This is a genomic window from Flavivirga aquatica, from assembly GCF_001747085.1.
GTDB lineage: Bacteria > Bacteroidota > Bacteroidia > Flavobacteriales > Flavobacteriaceae > Algibacter_C > Algibacter_C aquatica.
Map to the genome: position 1 here is coordinate 734,410 of NZ_MDJD01000054.1, position 17,764 is coordinate 752,173.

Annotated in this window: 12 protein-coding genes and 1 other RNA gene; 4 read left to right on the forward strand and 9 right to left on the reverse strand. The window is 31.9% G+C overall.

What is annotated here, in order from left to right; translation table 11 throughout:
* Positions 1–10: 10 nt before the first annotated feature.
* Both A8C32_RS17500 and A8C32_RS17505 read right to left on the reverse strand, forming a co-directional pair.
* The gene (locus tag A8C32_RS17500) at positions 11–820 is read right to left on the reverse strand and encodes an SDR family NAD(P)-dependent oxidoreductase (protein WP_069831682.1); all 810 of its coding nucleotides are present in this window, start codon (positions 818–820) and stop codon (positions 11–13) included.
* A gap of 48 nt (positions 821–868) precedes the next feature.
* Positions 869–2,074 (reverse strand): NAD(P)-dependent oxidoreductase, encoded by a 1,206-nt coding sequence (locus tag A8C32_RS17505; protein ID WP_069831683.1) that lies wholly within the window; start codon positions 2,072–2,074, stop codon positions 869–871.
* 244 nt (positions 2,075–2,318) lie between these two features.
* Here A8C32_RS17505 and ssrA point away from each other — a divergent pair.
* From ssrA to A8C32_RS17525, 4 genes are all read left to right on the forward strand, one after another.
* Positions 2,319–2,713: a transfer-messenger RNA gene (ssrA, locus tag A8C32_RS17510) on the forward strand.
* 342 nt (positions 2,714–3,055) lie between these two features.
* On the forward strand, positions 3,056–3,415 hold the full coding sequence (locus A8C32_RS17515; protein WP_069831684.1) for a hypothetical protein: 360 nt from the start codon (positions 3,056–3,058) through the stop codon (positions 3,413–3,415).
* Positions 3,416–3,767: 352 nt separating this feature from the next.
* Positions 3,768–5,273, forward strand: coding sequence for a sulfatase family protein (locus A8C32_RS17520; protein WP_069831685.1), 1,506 nt, complete (start codon positions 3,768–3,770; stop codon positions 5,271–5,273).
* Positions 5,274–5,283: 10 nt separating this feature from the next.
* Complete coding sequence (locus A8C32_RS17525; protein ID WP_069831686.1) at positions 5,284–6,960, forward strand: sulfatase family protein; 1,677 nt, start codon at positions 5,284–5,286, stop codon at positions 6,958–6,960.
* Between the two features lie 112 nt (positions 6,961–7,072).
* Here the strand turns inward: A8C32_RS17525 and A8C32_RS17530 are convergent, their stop codons facing one another.
* From A8C32_RS17530 to A8C32_RS17560, 7 genes are all read right to left on the reverse strand, one after another.
* Positions 7,073–9,154 carry a glycoside hydrolase family 2 protein gene (locus A8C32_RS17530; protein ID WP_069831687.1) on the reverse strand — a complete coding sequence of 694 codons (2,082 nt, stop codon included), beginning with the start codon at positions 9,152–9,154 and terminating at the stop codon, positions 7,073–7,075.
* 220 nt (positions 9,155–9,374) lie between these two features.
* Entirely contained in the window at positions 9,375–9,965 is a 591-nt protein-coding gene (locus tag A8C32_RS17535) for a nucleotidyltransferase family protein (protein WP_069831688.1), read from the reverse strand.
* 3 nt (positions 9,966–9,968) lie between these two features.
* Entirely contained in the window at positions 9,969–11,000 is a 1,032-nt protein-coding gene (locus A8C32_RS17540) for an XdhC family protein (RefSeq protein ID WP_069831689.1), read from the reverse strand.
* Between the two features lie 47 nt (positions 11,001–11,047).
* Positions 11,048–12,544, reverse strand: a complete 1,497-nt coding sequence (locus A8C32_RS17545) for a sulfatase family protein (RefSeq protein ID WP_069831690.1) — start codon at positions 12,542–12,544, stop codon at positions 11,048–11,050.
* A gap of 195 nt (positions 12,545–12,739) precedes the next feature.
* The gene (locus tag A8C32_RS17550; RefSeq protein ID WP_069831691.1) at positions 12,740–14,161 is read right to left on the reverse strand and encodes a carbon starvation CstA family protein; all 1,422 of its coding nucleotides are present in this window, start codon (positions 14,159–14,161) and stop codon (positions 12,740–12,742) included.
* A gap of 18 nt (positions 14,162–14,179) precedes the next feature.
* The gene (locus tag A8C32_RS17555) at positions 14,180–15,889 is read right to left on the reverse strand and encodes a sodium:solute symporter family transporter (RefSeq protein ID WP_069831692.1); all 1,710 of its coding nucleotides are present in this window, start codon (positions 15,887–15,889) and stop codon (positions 14,180–14,182) included.
* A 24-nt stretch (positions 15,890–15,913) separates the two neighbouring features.
* The gene (locus tag A8C32_RS17560) at positions 15,914–17,758 is read right to left on the reverse strand and encodes an FAD-dependent oxidoreductase (RefSeq protein ID WP_083253411.1); all 1,845 of its coding nucleotides are present in this window, start codon (positions 17,756–17,758) and stop codon (positions 15,914–15,916) included.
* Between the last annotated feature and the right edge of the window lie 6 nt (positions 17,759–17,764).

Consider the following 17,764-nt stretch of genomic DNA (forward strand, 5'->3'; position numbering starts at 1 on the left):
TTAATTTTAATTATGCTTTAACAGGTTGGTTAACATTTGGAATTTCTCTATTTTTTTCCTGAATTTTTCGCACTACCGAAGTTGCTCTTTTTCTAGTTAAAAGACGTGGTAAGCCTGATAAAAACTTATTAAAAATTCCTGGTACTGCAACCTCTTTTCCTTTAATCATTGCTTTATAACCATAAGCTGCCACTTTATCTGCACAAGCCATATTAAAGGTTATTTTATTTTTAGAACATTCTCCAGAAACAACCTCTTGAAAAGATGTTTTAGTAGGTCCTGGACATAATACTGTTGCTGTAACACCTGTTCCTTTTAACTCATTAGATATAGCTTGAGAAAACGATAACATATAAGCTTTTGAAGCATAATAAATAGACATTAAAGGCCCTGGCTGAAAACCTGCTAAAGATGATACATTTAAAATTTTCCCAGAATTACGTTCTAGCATACCTGTTAATACTAACTTAGTTAAGTGTGTACTAGTTATAACATGTAGCTGTAACATGTCCATTTCTCTCCTCCACTCCGTATCTGCAAACTTACCAAACAAACCAAAACCTGCATTATTAACTAAAACATCAATAGGCATACCTTTAATTTCATTAAAAATAACTTCTGAAACACCAGGATCGCAAAGGTTTTTTACTATTGAAATTATTTCTATATCATTTATTTTTAGAATCTCTGACTTTGCATTTTCTAAATTAGTAGCATCTATATCAATTAAAACAAGGTTATAATTATCCTTAGCTAATAAAAGGGATAGTTCTAACCCTAATCCAGATGCCGCTCCAGTTACTAAAGCTGTTTTAGACATTATGTATTATTTATTATTCTTAAAATTTATTTTAAATTATTTATTTGCTTATCCGTCAATATAATCTTGTAAATAAGCAAAGTGTTCTGTCAATTTTCCGTTCTCAGTAATTTTTGAACGTTTTAGAATTCCATCTTTATCTCCATTAAAAAATGCAGGAATAACATGTTGCAAAAACATATCACCAAAACCTTCACTAGCATCTTTTGGAAGCTCACAAGGTAAATTATCTACTGCCATAACAACAATAGCTTTATCATCTTTATAATCTACTTCTCTTTCAGTTTCTGGATCATAACCATAAATAGGTTCTGCTATAGTAGACGCACGAAGTGTTGTGGCTACAGGTCCATCAACATCACAACTAATATCTGCTACTACTTTAATATTAAAATCTGAAGACTTCACATCATCTCTCGTATATAAATATGGAGCTCTGTCTCCATAAAAATGTCCTGCAATATAATAATCTGTTACTTTAGCAAAACGCATAAAATCCGATTCATATGCTTCGGGATTATTAAAGAAATCTATATTATCTAGTATAGTACCGTCCTTACGCTTGTTATAAGCTAAAACATCTATTTTGCAATATACTGGCTCATTAAAAGTATTATTTAGATACTCATTAACTGAAATACTTTTTATCCTCATAGCATCTAACATCTCTTGAACTCCATTAGATACCTTTCCACTCCCCGTTAATAATATTTTAATATTAGGTAATCTTATACTATTTAATTCTTTTATTAAAGCGTCTTGATTTGGTAAAGTACCTGCTTTTGGTAAATTAAATGAATTATACTTTAAGCCCCAAGCTCTAAACCCATTATAGCTGCCTACTATACCTGCATAACGTCCAAAACCTATTAAACGAAAACCTTTATCATTAACTATGGTTTCATGATCGAAAAGTTCTATGTTTTTTTCTAAAATAGTTTTTAAAAGTTTTCTATTATAAGGCTGTTTTTTAATAGTATGCGAAAAGAAAAAGTATTTTTTATTAGGTATAAGCGTATCTATTGGCACTTCTTTTACCCCTATCATAACATCGCAATCATTAATATTTTCTACAACTTCTAATCCCTTTCTTTTATATTGCTCATCTGAAAATGCACGAATATCTGAAGATTCCACTTTAAAAGTAGCTTCTGGAAATAGTTTCTGCGCTTCTTCTAATTTTGAAGGTGAAAATACAACACGACGGTCTGGTGGACTTTTACGTTCTTTTATAATGACAAACTTAAGACTCATATTAATTTAATTAGTAGTTAATTCTTTCATGAGAGTAAAAAAGTGATACAAATTTTGAACGAAAGTAACAGGATTTGAAAGCTTATACAAACTTTTTCGATAACTTTGCATTCTGCGTTAAGGATTGAGGCGGCATCCTTTTGCTTTTTCTGCAAAAGATATAGCCGAAAGCCTGCCCCCTTTTGGGAGCGCTAAAATGATTATCATTTTTCAATTAGTAAAATTACTGCTTAGGCAGAAAAACGGGGTCGACTGGTTTTGACAGCGAGATTAATTGAACGGTAAGCACGTCGTGTAATGACATTGAAACACGTTAAAGGCTAGATCAAATTTTAAACGGCGAGAATAACTACGCTTTAGCTGCATAATCTGAATTATAGTAAGATTAGCCTAGGTACACAAGGTGTACAAGCTTTATGTCTCCGGAAAGCCTTGGTTAACGGCGTTCCATTTTGAGGCATCGTAAATGTTAACATAGATTGAGTAGCGCTTTGATGCTCTTTTGAAACTAAAGAAGATAAGTTATAAGTAGGTTTTCTTTAACCAGCTTATAATCGAAAACCCAAGAAAAGAATAAACGTGTAGAAAGCCCTTTGGTTACTTGTTTGGACGAGGGTTCGACTCCCTCCGACTCCACAAAAACCCCTTATTTATAAGGGGTTTTCAGTTTACAGGGGAAAGATTAGGGGAAGAAAGTGAATTTTTATTTCAATCTAAACGATAGACATAACCGAGCTCCAAATATTTCCAAAAAAAAACTAGAAGGTTTTTATAATAATTTTTTTAAAGCTCGTGCAATCATTTTTTTTCTTCCCAAATAAACGCATTAATTTCTTTTTTGTCATCCATATTGAATAACCTTGAGTTCTTTTAGATTTATTAGGAACTCCACAAAACTCTCATAATAATTTAATTATATGAGAGTTTTATTTTTTAATTGACATATCAGATTAAAAAACTACATTAGATTAAACTTAAACCATGACCATTCAAGATTTAGTTGGTAAATACACTATAATAGGAAGCAATCAAGATTTAGAAGAAAACGAGTATAGAGGTACACTAAGTTTAAAACTTGATGCTAACCAAAGAATTAAAGCCAAATGGCTTATAAACAACAATCAAAGTCAAATAGGTACTGGTTTTTTTAAAAATAATATTCTTGTTATTAATTTTAAATACAAAGACGATAACGAAAATATATATAAAGGAGTTGTTGTTTATAAATGTATTTCTAAAGATATCTTAGATGGTTTTTGGTCTGAAAAACATGGAAACCCATTATATCTTGGAGAAGAACGTTGCTTTAGGGTTGGCATACAGAAAGAACTTTTAAATTAGTTCTATCAAACTATACGCATAAAAATTACAATAATATACTGGTTTTAATTTAACTAAAAACAGTACTATTCTTCATATCCTATTAACATCTTCAATTAAAACTCATATAATCTAACATTTGTTTTGTTATATAACCCATTTATGGTATTAGTTTATTTTATATAAACATATTTTTGAATGTTATAAAACAATGTATTAATCAATTCTTAAACAGTTTTAATCTATGATTAGTAATATTGATGAAAACTATAGTAAAATAGTCTCACATTTAAAGTAAATCATTTTTCTATAAATGCAACCCCTTAACTTGTAATTACCTCCTTTTATAAATTATTTAATAATAGATATTATAATGAAAAAACTCATAATCCTTACTTTACTTATTACCCTAACAGCTTGCAATAAAAAAACTAAAGAAGAAAAAAAAGAAGCTCCCAATGTGGTATTCATTTTTGCTGATGACATGAGCTATAGTACTATTAACGCCCTAGGAAATACAGGAATTGAAACCCCTAATTTAAATCGATTAGTAAACAATGGCACCACATTTACTAATACCTATAATATGGGAGGTTGGAACGGCGCCATATGCACAGCTTCCAGATCTATGATAATTTCTGGACGTAGCCTTTGGGATATTAACCAATTTAGAACCAATTGGTTAAAAAACAAGAAACTTGACAAAACATGGGGGAAACTTATGGAAGCTAATGGCTACGATACTTACATGACAGGAAAATGGCATATCGATGCAAAAGCTAGTAAGGTGTTTCAAAATGTTGTACATATAAGACCTGGAATGCCTGGAGATTCTTGGGAACATGAAGAAATGATTGCCAAATTCAAAGCTATTAAAGATACTAAGATAAACCCCGCTAGTGTTATGCCTATTGGATATAATAGACCCTTAAATGAACAAGATACTTCTTGGTTCCCTACAGACACAAAGTTTGGTGGTTTTTGGGAAGGTGGTAAACACTGGAGTGAAGTTTTAAAAGATGACGCCTTTACTTTTATTGAAAAAGCCGAAAAAAGTGAGAATCCTTTCTTTATGTATCTATCTTTTAATGCTCCTCATGACCCTAGGCAAGCACCACAAGAATTTTTAAACAAATACCCTTTAGACAAAATTAGTCTTCCAAAAAGTTGGTTACCAGAATACCCTTTTAAAAACGGTATGGGCTGTGGTCCAGATTTAAGAGACGAAGCTTTAGCTCCTTTTCCTAGAACAGAATATGCTACTAAAAAACACATTCAAGAGTATTACGCTTTAATTACACATTTAGATGTACAAATTGGAAAAATTATAAAGCGATTAGAAGCTAGTGGTAAAATGGATAATACCTATATTATTTTTACAGCAGATCATGGATTAGCCATAGGTAAACATGGACTAATTGGAAAACAATCACAATTTGATCACAGTATTAGAGCACCATTTATAATTTCTGGTCCAGACATACCTAAAAACAAAAAAGTAACGCACGATATTTATTTACAAGATGCTATGGCAACTACTCTAGAAATTGCTAATATAAAGAAGCCAAACTATGTGTTTTTTAATAGTGTATTAGATTTAGCTAAAGGCAAACAAACTAAAAGTCATTACGAAGCTATTTATAATGGCTATGTAGATTTACAACGTATGATTAGAAAAAATGGTTATAAACTTATTGTATATCCAAAAATTGAAAAAACCTTATTATTTGATTTAAATAATGATCCAGAAGAGATACAAAATATTGCTTCTCTCGCAAAAAATAAGACTAAAGTAAAAACCCTTTTTAAAGACCTCATGCTTTTACAAAAAGATATGAAAGACACTTTAAATTTAAATAAGATATACGATAAACTGTAATTACAACTCCATGTTTAAACTATCAAACATAAATTTATTAATAATATTTTTTATCATATTTAGTTTCCTCTCTTGTAATAAAAAACAAGAAAGCAAGTCTCAAAAACCAAATATTATTTATATCATGTCTGACGACCATACCTCTCAGGCATTTGGTATTTATGGAAGTCGATTAGCAAAATTAAACCCTACACCTACATTAGATAAGATTGCTAACGAAGGACTTATTTTTGATAATTGTTTTGTAAATAATGCTATTTGTATACCAAGTAGAGCTGCAATTATCACAGGACAACGCGCACAAACAAATGGTGTTTTAGACTTAGATGGACAAATAACTCCGGAACAACAATATCTGCCTATAGAAATGAAAAACTTAGGTTACCAAACTGCTATTGTTGGAAAATGGCATTTACATAATGAGCCTTCTGCTTTCGATTTTTATCAAGTACTACCAGGACAAGGTAAATATTTCGATCCTACTTTTAGAGTTCGAGGAGAAAAACCATGGACAAAAAACACTATAAAAACTAAAGGACATTCATCAGACAATATTATGGATATAACTTTAGATTGGTTAAAAAGCAAAAGAGACCCTAACAAGCCTTTCTTTTTAATGCATCATTTTAAAGCACCTCACGATGATTTTGAAAATGCACCTAGATATAACAACTATTTAAAAGATACATTTATTCCAGAACCAGAGAACTTATATGATAATAAAAATAATGGCTCTGTTGCAACACGAGGTATTAACGATTCGCTTACGCGGATAATTGGCTCCTCTGTTTCACGAAGAAACATAGTACGTAATCAAGCTATGAATCTATACATAGATAGCACCCTTTATAGAAATTACAGAAATGCACAAGAAGTAAAACCTAGTGAGCTGGTTAAATATATACGTAATGATGAAGAGGATAAAAATACAAGTATTGTTTATCAAGAATATTTAAAAAGATACTTAAGATGTGTAAAAGGTGTTGATGATAATGTAAAAAGATTAATGGACTATTTAAAAGCTGAAGGGCTTCTTGAAAACACGATTATTGTATACACAGGAGATCAAGGATTTATGCTAGGAGAACACGATTATATTGATAAACGTTGGATGTACGACGAATCTATGCGTATGCCTTTTTTTGTAAGATATCCCAAAACAGTAAAAGCAGGAACTAGAACAGATGCGATTATTAACAATACCGATTTCGCACCTACGTTAATAGAAATGGCAGGAGGTAATACTCCTAATTATATGCAAGGAAAAAGTTTTAAAACCATATTAGAAACAGGTAAAGAACCAAAAGGTTGGCAACAAGCTACCTATTATCGTTATTGGATGCATTTAGCGCATAGACATGCAAACCCTGCACATTTTGGTATTAGAACAAAAAACCACAAGCTTATATTCTATTATGGGAAATATTGGATAGATACTGATAACCCCGAAATTAATTATAATAATAAAAGTTGGGGTAACAATTTTACCAGACATACGCCTGTTGCTTGGGAATTCTATGATTTAAAAAAAGATCCTAAAGAAATGAATAACGCCTATAGTAATCCTGAATATAAAGACATTATTACTAATCTAAAATCACAACTTATTAAACTTAGAAAAGATTTAAATGAAACAGATATTAAATATCCGCACATACAGGAAATAATTAATGCGCATTGGGATTAATATACACTAACAATAAATAAAAAAGAGGCTATCTAAAAATATTTTTAGATAGCCTCTTGCAATTTATACTAATCCATAAAATTTGTGTTAACCGCTTTTTTAAAGCAAACAATTAATACACCCACGTACAAGTATCTTTTAATAAAGCTCCTTTAAAATCTGCAGAAACCTCAACCTTATTTTCTCCTTTCTTAAGGTTTAAATCTTCCCATACAAAAGCACCATTTTCTTGAGTTGGTTTCTTATTAATTTTTTCTCCATTTAAAGTAAGCTCTACATTTTTAGCATTTGAATATACCTTAACCTTTGTTGTTGGATTATCTCTGTAAATATGTCTTTTACTTGTAATATAAAGAACAGGCATTTTAGACCAATTAGCTTTATAGAAATAAAAAACATCTTTTTTAACCTCTCTATCGTAAGTTATCATGCCTTTATGATTTAACAGTTCGGCATCTCCACGGTCGACGATAGGCCAACTAAAATCAAACATATTCCATATGTATTTACCCCATATATATTTACGTTTATTAATTACCTTATAATTTTTTTCATGTACATAACACTGGTATTGCTCTGTATAAAATTGTCCTACCGTAGGGTCTGGAGGCGTTAGTTCTTGTCTTTGATGTGCAATAGAACCTCCAGCTCCATATTCTGAAACAGCAATTTTTAAATTAGGCTTCTTTTCATGTACACCATCCATAAAAGCTCCTATACCGTCATGAGGGTTATTATACCAACCAAAATACTTATTCCAAGCAATTAAATCTGTTACTTCATGTCGATCCATTAACTTTTTATTAGAAGCTGCCGTAGTAAGACGTGTAGGGTCTTCAGTTTTCATAAGCTTCTGAAATTCTTGCGCATGCTCTATAGGAATATGAACTTCGTTATACATGCCCCAAAGAAGAATTGAGGGATGATTATAATTTTGTCTAATAAGCTCAATGATTTGTTGGCGGCAATTTTCTTTATATTTTTTGTTATTTTTCTTATATGGTGGTGTAATAGGAACTTCCGCCCAAACTACTATACCATTTTTATCCGTAATATCATACATAAGATCTGCTTGTTGATAGTGCGCAAACCTAATTGTGTTTACACCCATTTCTTCCATCAATGCCATATCACGCTCATGCTGATCATTAGTTAAAGCAGAACCAGATTGCTCCCACTCTTGATGTCTGGAAACTCCTCGAAGATTAATATATTCATCATTTAAAAAGAATCCTTCATTAGCATCTACGTGAAAATATCTAAGCCCTAGTGGTTGCTGTACAACATCTATTTCTTTTCCTTTTTTTATAATGGCTATTCGAGCTGAGTACAAGTAAGGATCTTTTTTTCCATGCCATAAATGCGGGTTTTTAATAATAGCTTTTTGACTCACATCTTGAAGTCCATTTTTTAGTATTGGCTTTGTAACTTGTTTCCAAATAATTTTTCCAGAGGCATCACTAATAGAAGTTTCAACTAATACATTCTGTGCCTCTTTATACCCATTATCCAGTTTTGTTACAATTTCGACCTCAGCCTTTTTTTTAGTAACATTTTGTTGCTTTAGGTAAACTCCTGGAGAAGCATAATCAATTGGTGAGATACAAACTTGGTCTGTATATATAAGCTCTACAGGTCTGTAAATACCTCCAAAACGTGTAAATAAATAATCGCTTGTGGGTACTATTTCAGCATTATCGGCATTACTAACCATGACCGCCAATTGATTATCTGAATTAAATTTAATTAAATCAGTAATTTCAAAAGCAAAAGCAGCATATCCGCCATCATGAGCTCCTACTTCTTTTCCATTTAAATAAACTTTTGTTCTCGCTAGAGCGCCTTCAAATCTAATAAAAACACGCTTTGCGTTTAATTTTGAAGCGGCATGAAAAGTCTTTCTGTACCAAGCATGTCCTTTATAATATCCCGTTTTCTTAATAATATCTGTATTCCAGGTATGAGGCACACTTACCCATTGCCAACGACTACTATCAAAATTTTCTTTGGAAGCATGTCTGTGAGGTCCTTGAAAAAACTTCCATGCCCCATTTAATGATTGGGTTATTCTTGGTGAATCAACATTAATAGGTATTTCAAGCTTATTATCAGGCAAAGAAAATACAGTCACTGAATTTAAACAACTTAGTAGTACTAAGTAAAAAAATAATGTAAAAGGATTTAGTCTATTCATTTAATCAAACTATTTTTATAATTATCTTGGTATTAAAGAAGATTATTCTTAATTAATTTATAAAATTAAAAATACTAAGTAGTTTTGGTGTGACTGTAAGTATTTCAAATGTACTTTAGAGTTCATTTCTAAACCATAAACTATACAGATACCTTATTTTCAATATTTAACAATTTAATTTTTGGATAGAAGAATTTTACAAGAACAACAATCATACTTATTATTTAAATAATTTTTTATAATCTTCGGGTGTATCAATATCTCTAAAAATTTGAAACGATTCTAACTCAAGTGTAATAATATTATATTCTGAATTGTTTAAAAATGATTTCGCGCCTTTATCCCCTTCAAGCTTTAAAAGCTTATCAATAATAGTTATAGGAAAAATTGCAGGAACACCTTTTTTATTCTCGTAAGCAGATGCTATGATTTCACCTTGATTATCTTGATATAGATTAATTAATGAATCAATATAAGCTGAATCTACATGAGGCTGATCTGCTAATGTTATTAAAACAGCATCAGAATGTTCTTTTAAAGTTTGTAAATGTTTAATTCCAGAAACAATACTTGAACTTAAACCGGATTTCCAATTAGGATTATTAATAAAAGTGACCTCTGGCTCTTTTATTTCTTTTTTAATAAGCCCTGAATTTGCACCTAACACACAATAAACGTTGTTTGCTTTAGATGCTAATGCATTATGTATTGTAACTTCCAAAAGTGTGGATTTTTCATAAGGTAACAACTGCTTAATACGTCCCATTCTGGAAGATTGACCTGCTGCTAGTATGATAATCGATATATTCATTCTTTAATTTTGAGAATGAATTTTACCCGTAATTGTTTTTAAATAAATAGGTTCTTTATTTCTCGTAACTGCTAAAACTTCAGATAAAATGGACAAAGCAATTTCTTCTGGTGTTATAGCACCTATATTTAATCCTGCAGGACTATGTATACGTTCTAAAAACGATTCTTCTAATTCTGTTGTATAATCAAATAATTCATTTTGAAGTTGTTCTCTCCTTTTTGCAGATCCTAATATGCCAATATACAACTGTTTACAATCTTTTAATTTCAAAAGATATCTAAGATCTTGAGCATAATTATGAGTCATTAAAATAACTGCACTTTGTGCATCTATACCATCAACAACAAAAGTTTCTGGCGTATCTGAAATCACAGATTTTGCTCCAGGAAAATCTTGAAGTTCTTTTGGGTCTCTTATAGATGTAACCACATCGACTTCCCAACCTAAAAGCGATGCCATTTTACAAAGCTTTACAGCATCATGTTCTCCTCCTATAATAAGTAACTTAAAACACGGAAGTAGTTTTTGTGAAAATATTTTCACATCTTCATTTTGCGAAATTTGATTTTTATGTTGTTTTGAAAAAGTAAAATTTTCCTTTTCTCCAAAGGAAATTATAGAATAGAAATCTCCTACGCACTCATCCTCTTTTTTATAAAATGATTGAATAGTAAATGTTATTCTTTCTTCTAATTTCTGAAAAAATAGGTTTTTAAATTCATTAGAAATATCAAGAGGTTCTAACAAAATATACAATATGCCTTCACATCCTAAACGATAACGACCATCGTATGTCATTATTTTAGATTTCCCTGTTTCAAAAACAGATTGCGCTCTTCTTAATACCTCTTTTTCTACACAGCCTCCACTTACAGCACCAACCATAGTACCGTTACTAGATAGTAACATGCGTACTCCTGGACGCCTATAAGAAGAACCATCCAAATCAACCACCGTGGCAAGAACATTCTTTACCTCAGACGCTTGATTAAGGATGGCTGCTTGTATTATTTGCTTAAGTTCGTGTGTCATGGACTCAATATAGCAAAAACATTCTTAATATCAATTCGAATATAATATTACTTAATTATAAAGGTTTCTTTAAATTTAGCCATTTCTTTTTCTTTCCATGCTTTACTCAAATTTTCTGGATCAAACCAACGAGGTTCTGTGTGTGTTTTACTCCATAATTCGGCTGCTGAAACCATCTTTTTAAGTTGCTCTGGATGTTTTGCACTTAAATCATTTTCTTCACTAATATCTTCGTCTATATTGTATAATTTCCATCCATTTTTATACGCTTTAGTTGCTTTCCACTCATCTTGTCTAACTCCAACATCTGAAAAACCACTACGGTGTCGCATTGCAAAAATCATTTCTCCTTTACGAGGGCTTTTGTCTTTCTTAAAGGCTTTCCAAATATCTTTACCATGAAGATTATTATCTTTTGGAAGTTTTTTACCTGCTAAACCAGCAAAGGTTGGGAAAAAATCCAATGCAGAAACAGGATAATCGTAACGTTTTCCTTCTGCAACATTTTTAGGCCAATGGAAAAACATTGGTACACGATAACCACCTTCATAAGTATCTCCTTTTTCTCCTTTAAGCGGGTCGTTATTTGCTGCTTGTCTTAAACTACCTCCATTATCACTCAAGAAGACAATTAGTGTATTGTCATATTCTCCTGATTTTTTTAATGCATCCACTAACTTTCCAACACCTCTATCTACCGCATACACCATACCTGCATAAGTACGTCTTCTTTTATCTTCAATATTTTCAAATACTTTCATATCCTCTTCTTTAGCTTGAAGTGGACTATGTGGTGCATTGTAAGCTAAATAAAGAAAGAATGGTTTATCTTTTTTAGATGCATCATTTACAAAACGTATAGCCTCTCTAGACAAAGCATCTGTTATATACTCTGTTTCCTTAACTTCTTTTCCGTTATGTTCTAAAGGTGTTAAATAATCAAAAATATTCTTATTACCCGAAGCAAGTTGCTTCTCATATTTTGGTCTATATTCACTAGGAAAATAGTTATGTCCGCCACCAAGAAAACCATAAAAGTCATCAAAACCTCTATCATTTGGGTGATAACCTGGAACAGCACCTAAATGCCATTTACCAATAGCTCCAGTATAATAACCCGATTCTTGCAGCATTTTACCCATAAATTTTTCACTTAATGGAATTCCTTCTCCAACAGTTACTGCGCTATTACGAGGTAAATTAAATTGAGATCCAAAAACATGCGGATATCTTCCTGTTAACAACCCTGCTCTACTTGGACCACAAAATGGATGTATTACATAAGCCGAAGTAAAAATAGTTCCTCCTTTTGCCAACTTATCAAGCTCTGGGGTAATAATGTCTTTAGAGCCATTAAACCCTACATCTCCATATCCAAGATCATCACACAAAACAAAAACTATATTGGGTCTTTCCTTTTTTATTTCTGCAGCAACTGAATTTACCTCGCCAAGTTTAACAGGTTCCTTTTTTTTCCCTGAGCAAGCCAAAAAAATTATTCCAGCAAATAATAGTAATGCTTTATTGATATTTAATTTAGTCATAATTTAATTTTTAAATATGTTTTTAAACATTAATTTAACAAATAAGTTAAATCAATGCCTATATAAACAAAATTAAGGTTTTAGTTTTAACCCATAAAAATATTTATTATCAGCTAAGATTAACTATCACTTTTTATCAAAAACAAATACTAGATTACCTCAATAAAATCTATTTTTTTAATATTATTTATTTAATCAAGCATTATCCTTTAACGCTTTTGATAATAAAAACCAAGTAGAAAGTGCAATTGATACGATAATTCCAACAATGCATGAAAATTTATATTCTAAATTGAAACCTTCTGGAGCAACTAAAATATAAGTCGTTACAACAGCTGTCATAAATGCAGAAGGTATTAATATAAACCAAATACTTTTATTATGTTTTTTCATATAAACCGCAATAGCCCATAAAACTACAGTAGCAAGCATTTGGTTAGACCAACCAAAATATCTCCATATAATAGCAAAATTAATTTTAGTTAATGCTAATGCAATAAGAAAAATAGGTACTGTAACCATTAAACGTTTAACTAATTTAGATTGATTAATGTTTAACGAATCTGCAATAGTTAGTCTTGCACTTCTAAAAGCTGTGTCTCCAGATGTTATTGGAGCTGCTACTACACCAAAAACGGCTAGAATACCTCCTACTCTCCCTAATGTTGTATTACATATAATATTAACTACCCAAGCTGCATTGTGACCTTCTTGAGCCATAGTCTCTCCTAATTCTCTAACGCCTCCAAAAAACGACATTGCAATTGCTGCCCATACTAATGCCACAATACCTTCTGTTATCATCGCTCCAAAAAACACTTTTTTACCATGTACTTCATTAGTAAGACAGCGTGCCATTAATGGTGATTGTGTAGAATGAAAACCAGATATAGCGCCACAAGCAATCGTTACAAAAAGTAATGGAAAAACTGGATACTTTTCTGGATTTGAATGCATATTAGTTATATTTTGAAAAGTCAATTCTGGAATTGAATAATCTTGAAATATCAAAGCAAAAAATAACCCAACAGCCATAATTAAAAGAGACAGACCAAATATTGGATATACTTTACCAATTAATTTATCAATTGGAATCATTGTCGCTAGTAAGTAATAAATAAATATAATACCTACTAATAATGATACATTTAAACCTGTTAGCTCTTGTAGTATAGTTGCAGGTCCTTTTACAAAAACGACTCCAACCAATATTAGAAGCACCACAGAAAATATACGCATAAAATATTTAACTCCTGTTCCCAAATACTTACCAACAATTTCTGGAATACTATCTCCATCATGTCTTACAGATAACATTCCTGAAAAATAATCGTGTACTGCCCCAGCAAATATAGATCCAAAAACAATCCATAAAAATGCAACTGGCCCCCACAACGCACCTGCTATAGCACCAAAAATTGGACCTAACCCTGCTATGTTTAAAAATTGGATTAGAAAAATTTTGCCCAAACTAAGCGGTACAAAATCTACTCCATCCTCCTTATAAATAGCAGGAGTCGGCCTCTTGGTATCAACACCAAATTTTTTTTCAATATAATTGCCATAAACAAAATAACCTAATACTAAAATTAGTATACTTATTAAAAAACTTATCATTCTTATTATATTTTAAATTTATACTCTTTTTCTAATAATAAAATATGTAATTGCTGCTATTGAGAATAAAATTGAAGAAAATATCAAAAGAATTTTCATTTCATTAGTATTAACAAAGGCTAATATGACCATTCCTAAACCTATAACAACTAGGGTATACATTACCATTTTTGCAGGTAACAATGAAGGTAGAGCTATCTCTATTTCTTGAAAAGTCTGTTTTGAATTTTGTATTTTCTTCCAATTAGGATGCTCTGTTTTTATGAATAGTTCTATCACAGTTAAAACAATTAATGGTATAATTATTCCTGTAATTAAATCTGCAAGACGCATGTTTGCTATAACCCAATTTGATAAGGGGTCTAAAATATCCAATCCTGTTAAAAACCCATCTTTTGTAAGTCCAAATTTAACAATTAAAGCGGCTATAAAGCCCATCAAAGTTGTTCCCCAAACTGTTTTAATTCCAATCTTCTTTGAAAACAAGCCCCAAATGGTAGGTAATACCAAAGGGCCTGTTAGTAAAGTGGTTAAATCTATTATAAATTTGGTATACCCATACCTTGGTATAAGCAAAGATCCTGCGATAACCACACTACCTAAGATTACAGTAAAAATACGACCAGCAAACATAAGTTGTTTCTCATTGGCATTTTTATTAAAAATCCGTTGATAAACTTCGGTTGTAAACGCTCCTGCAAATACATTAATCTGTGATGTAGCAGCACTTGCTGTTGCTGAAGCCATAGCTGCTACCATAAGCCCCATCATTCCGGCAGGAAGCACGAGATTACAAGCCAGAATATAGGCCTGTTCTACATCTTGACCAGATTTAATAACACGATAAACTAATGCTGGTAACATCCAAAAAATAGGACTTATTAAATACATCACCCCAAAAATAAATGCTGCTTTTTTTGCATCTTTTGAACTAGGTACACAGGTATAACGTTGAACAAACGCCCACTCTCCTCCTATTTTAAAAAAATGAATAATTATCCAACCTACAAGAAACCACCAGGTAAAATCATCTACTACTGGAGATAAAAACCCTTCAGGAGCTTTTTTTAAAAAGGCATCCCAGCCTCCAGCTTTGTTTAAAATTAATGGAACTACAAAAATTACGGAGATTACTAAGATTACAAATTGTAAAACATCGGTTACCAATACAGCCCATAAACCTCCAGAAAATGTAATAACAATAACAATTAAACATAATATTACCGAGGTAAAAGGAACCGATAGCATTCCTGTGCTAGCATCTGCTAATAAATGACCTTCTGGTAAAGGCATTAAAGCACAAACAATCTTAGATAATGCATAAATGGCTCCACCAACCGCAAATATTCCAAAAGTACCCTGAAACCATGTGTAAAATTGGACTATAGAGCTTCCAAAACGTAACTGCAAAAATTCTGAAGCAGAATTAACGCCTAATTTTCGCCAATAGCCTGCAAGAAACCAGCCTACAAGCATTGCCGATACTCCATAACACATATTTATGGCTACGGCTACAAATCCATATCGGTAAGCAATACCTCCCCAAACAACAAATGTACCGGCAGAAAAAATAGTCATAAAGCCTGACAACCCAGATACCCACCAGGGAGACTGCCCTCCTGCTGCAAACATATCTTTAGAGTTTTTCATTTTTCCTGCAAGTATTAAACCTGCAGCAACAACACCTATCATGTATAATAGAATAACTATATAATCTGCTTTTGTCATTGTAATTTACAATATCATGATTTATTATTTGTAACAACGAACTTCAAATAGTTTAACATTTTCTGAACCATAAGTTTCATACATCTTAATCCTAAATCCTGAAATTTTGATAGTATCAAAATTAAATTTTATTAGTCGTCTTTGATTATCATCCTTAGTTTCATAGTTTTTCCATTCTCCATCAACTAACAATTCTAAACTCAACGACTTAAGAAGTTCTGGAGGTATTATTGTTGTATACGCTTCGTTTTCACGCGTATTTTTCAACATCATAATATTCTTCTTAACATTGGTGTCACATTTTATCTCTATACTAGAAAGCATTATTGGGTCATTCCATTCAAAAGTTAATTCTGAATCTAAACCTTCCGATTTCCAGTGATGAATTTCTCCATTTTCATCTCTTGATACACCATCTAAAAGTAACTTCACATCACCAGAAAGGGTTGAAGAAGCATATATTTTATCAGCAGTATTTGCTATGTTTTGTGTATCGTTAGCGGGTCTTTGTGGAATAAAAGCATCATCTCTTAACAATTGCTCTTGTAATTCGGTAATGTGATTTTGTGTTAATTCTCTTGGAGTTATTTCTTTTTTAACACACAATGCTGCTGCAGTACCTACGGCTTGCCCCATAGTAGCACAGGTTCCCATAACACGAGATGAAGATAACGAAACATGAGTTTGGCTAATGTTTCTTCCTGCAAACAACAAGTTTGAAATATTTTTAGAATATAATGATCTAAACGGAATCTGGTATATTTTATCGAAATGCTCATGCCAAAAACTAGGTGGCTGACTTAAGTTTTCGATACCTCCTGGATTGTGCTCGTCTAAAGGCCATCCTCCAAATGCTACGGCATCTTCAAAATCTTTAAAACTTAATTGATCTGGTTCAGAAAGAATATAATCTCCTATAAATCGACGTGACTCTCTTCTTCCTGGTAATGATCCTACCCAATCTAAGGCAAAATTATCGGCTTCTGGAAAATCACCTGAATTTTTCACATAATCCCATACACCATATGCATAACCCATTAATCTATGTCTGTCAATTTCAGCATCTCCAATAATATCACCCTTACTACCTATCTCAACCCACCAAAACCCTTCTACAAAAGGTATTATTCTGCGATCTGGATGTGTTTTTTCGGCATCAAATTTTATGGTAAAAGGAGGAGCTTTAAATGGCATAGGTTTCCCCATATCTTTAGATGATAATAAAATAGTAGCGCCCATTTGCCATCCATCTGGTTCGTCTGGAGCATATTTTTCATTAAATTCGGCTTTACCTTCACGACCTGTTCTATATAAGGCTCCTGATGTTGCTCCCATTAACCCATCTCCAGAACAATCTATAAACTGTTCTGCTAAAAGAGTGATAAGCGTTTCTGTACTTAATTGCCAACATAAAACAGATTCTATTTTTGAATCTTTTGTATTTGACCGAACAGCTTGTGTATTCATCATTAAAGTAATATTTGACTCTCTTGTAACAAAATCATATAACACATGATCCCAAACCGTAAAAGAGTGTTGCTCATTACAAAAACGATTTAATAAAAGAATTTCTTCTAAGATACCTGTTTCGCGTTCTGGCAATCCACTTTTTAATTTAGTCACACCATGTACAATAACACGTATTTCGCTTGATGCATTGCCGCCAAGAACAGCACGATCTTGAACCAAAACTACTTTTATTCCGTTTCTGGCAGCAGACACTGCGGCACAAATACCAGCCATTCCTCCTCCAACAACTACAACATCTGAACTTATTTTTTTTTCTCTAATTAGAGTTGGTTTTTCTGTAGATCCCATTTGCACCCATTGATCAGAGGAGCGATCTGTTAAGTCAATTAGTTTTTTCATTAAATA

Excerpts from the sequence above, each read along its gene's own strand:
- A8C32_RS17500 (WP_069831682.1), bottom strand. The coding sequence starts at position 820 with ATGTCTAAAACAGCTTTAGTAACTGGAGCGGCATCTGGATTAGGGTTA.
- A8C32_RS17505 (WP_069831683.1), bottom strand. The coding sequence starts at position 2,074 with ATGAGTCTTAAGTTTGTCATTATAAAAGAACGTAAAAGTCCACCAGAC.
- A8C32_RS17515 (WP_069831684.1), top strand. The coding sequence starts at position 3,056 with ATGACCATTCAAGATTTAGTTGGTAAATACACTATAATAGGAAGCAAT.
- A8C32_RS17520 (WP_069831685.1), top strand. The coding sequence starts at position 3,768 with ATGAAAAAACTCATAATCCTTACTTTACTTATTACCCTAACAGCTTGC.
- A8C32_RS17525 (WP_069831686.1), top strand. The coding sequence starts at position 5,284 with ATGTTTAAACTATCAAACATAAATTTATTAATAATATTTTTTATCATA.
- A8C32_RS17530 (WP_069831687.1), bottom strand. The coding sequence starts at position 9,154 with ATGAATAGACTAAATCCTTTTACATTATTTTTTTACTTAGTACTACTA.
- A8C32_RS17535 (WP_069831688.1), bottom strand. The coding sequence starts at position 9,965 with ATGAATATATCGATTATCATACTAGCAGCAGGTCAATCTTCCAGAATG.
- A8C32_RS17540 (WP_069831689.1), bottom strand. The coding sequence starts at position 11,000 with ATGACACACGAACTTAAGCAAATAATACAAGCAGCCATCCTTAATCAA.
- A8C32_RS17545 (WP_069831690.1), bottom strand. The coding sequence starts at position 12,544 with ATGACTAAATTAAATATCAATAAAGCATTACTATTATTTGCTGGAATA.
- A8C32_RS17550 (WP_069831691.1), bottom strand. The coding sequence starts at position 14,161 with ATGATAAGTTTTTTAATAAGTATACTAATTTTAGTATTAGGTTATTTT.
- A8C32_RS17555 (WP_069831692.1), bottom strand. The coding sequence starts at position 15,889 with ATGACAAAAGCAGATTATATAGTTATTCTATTATACATGATAGGTGTT.
- A8C32_RS17560 (WP_083253411.1), bottom strand. The coding sequence starts at position 17,758 with ATGAAAAAACTAATTGACTTAACAGATCGCTCCTCTGATCAATGGGTG.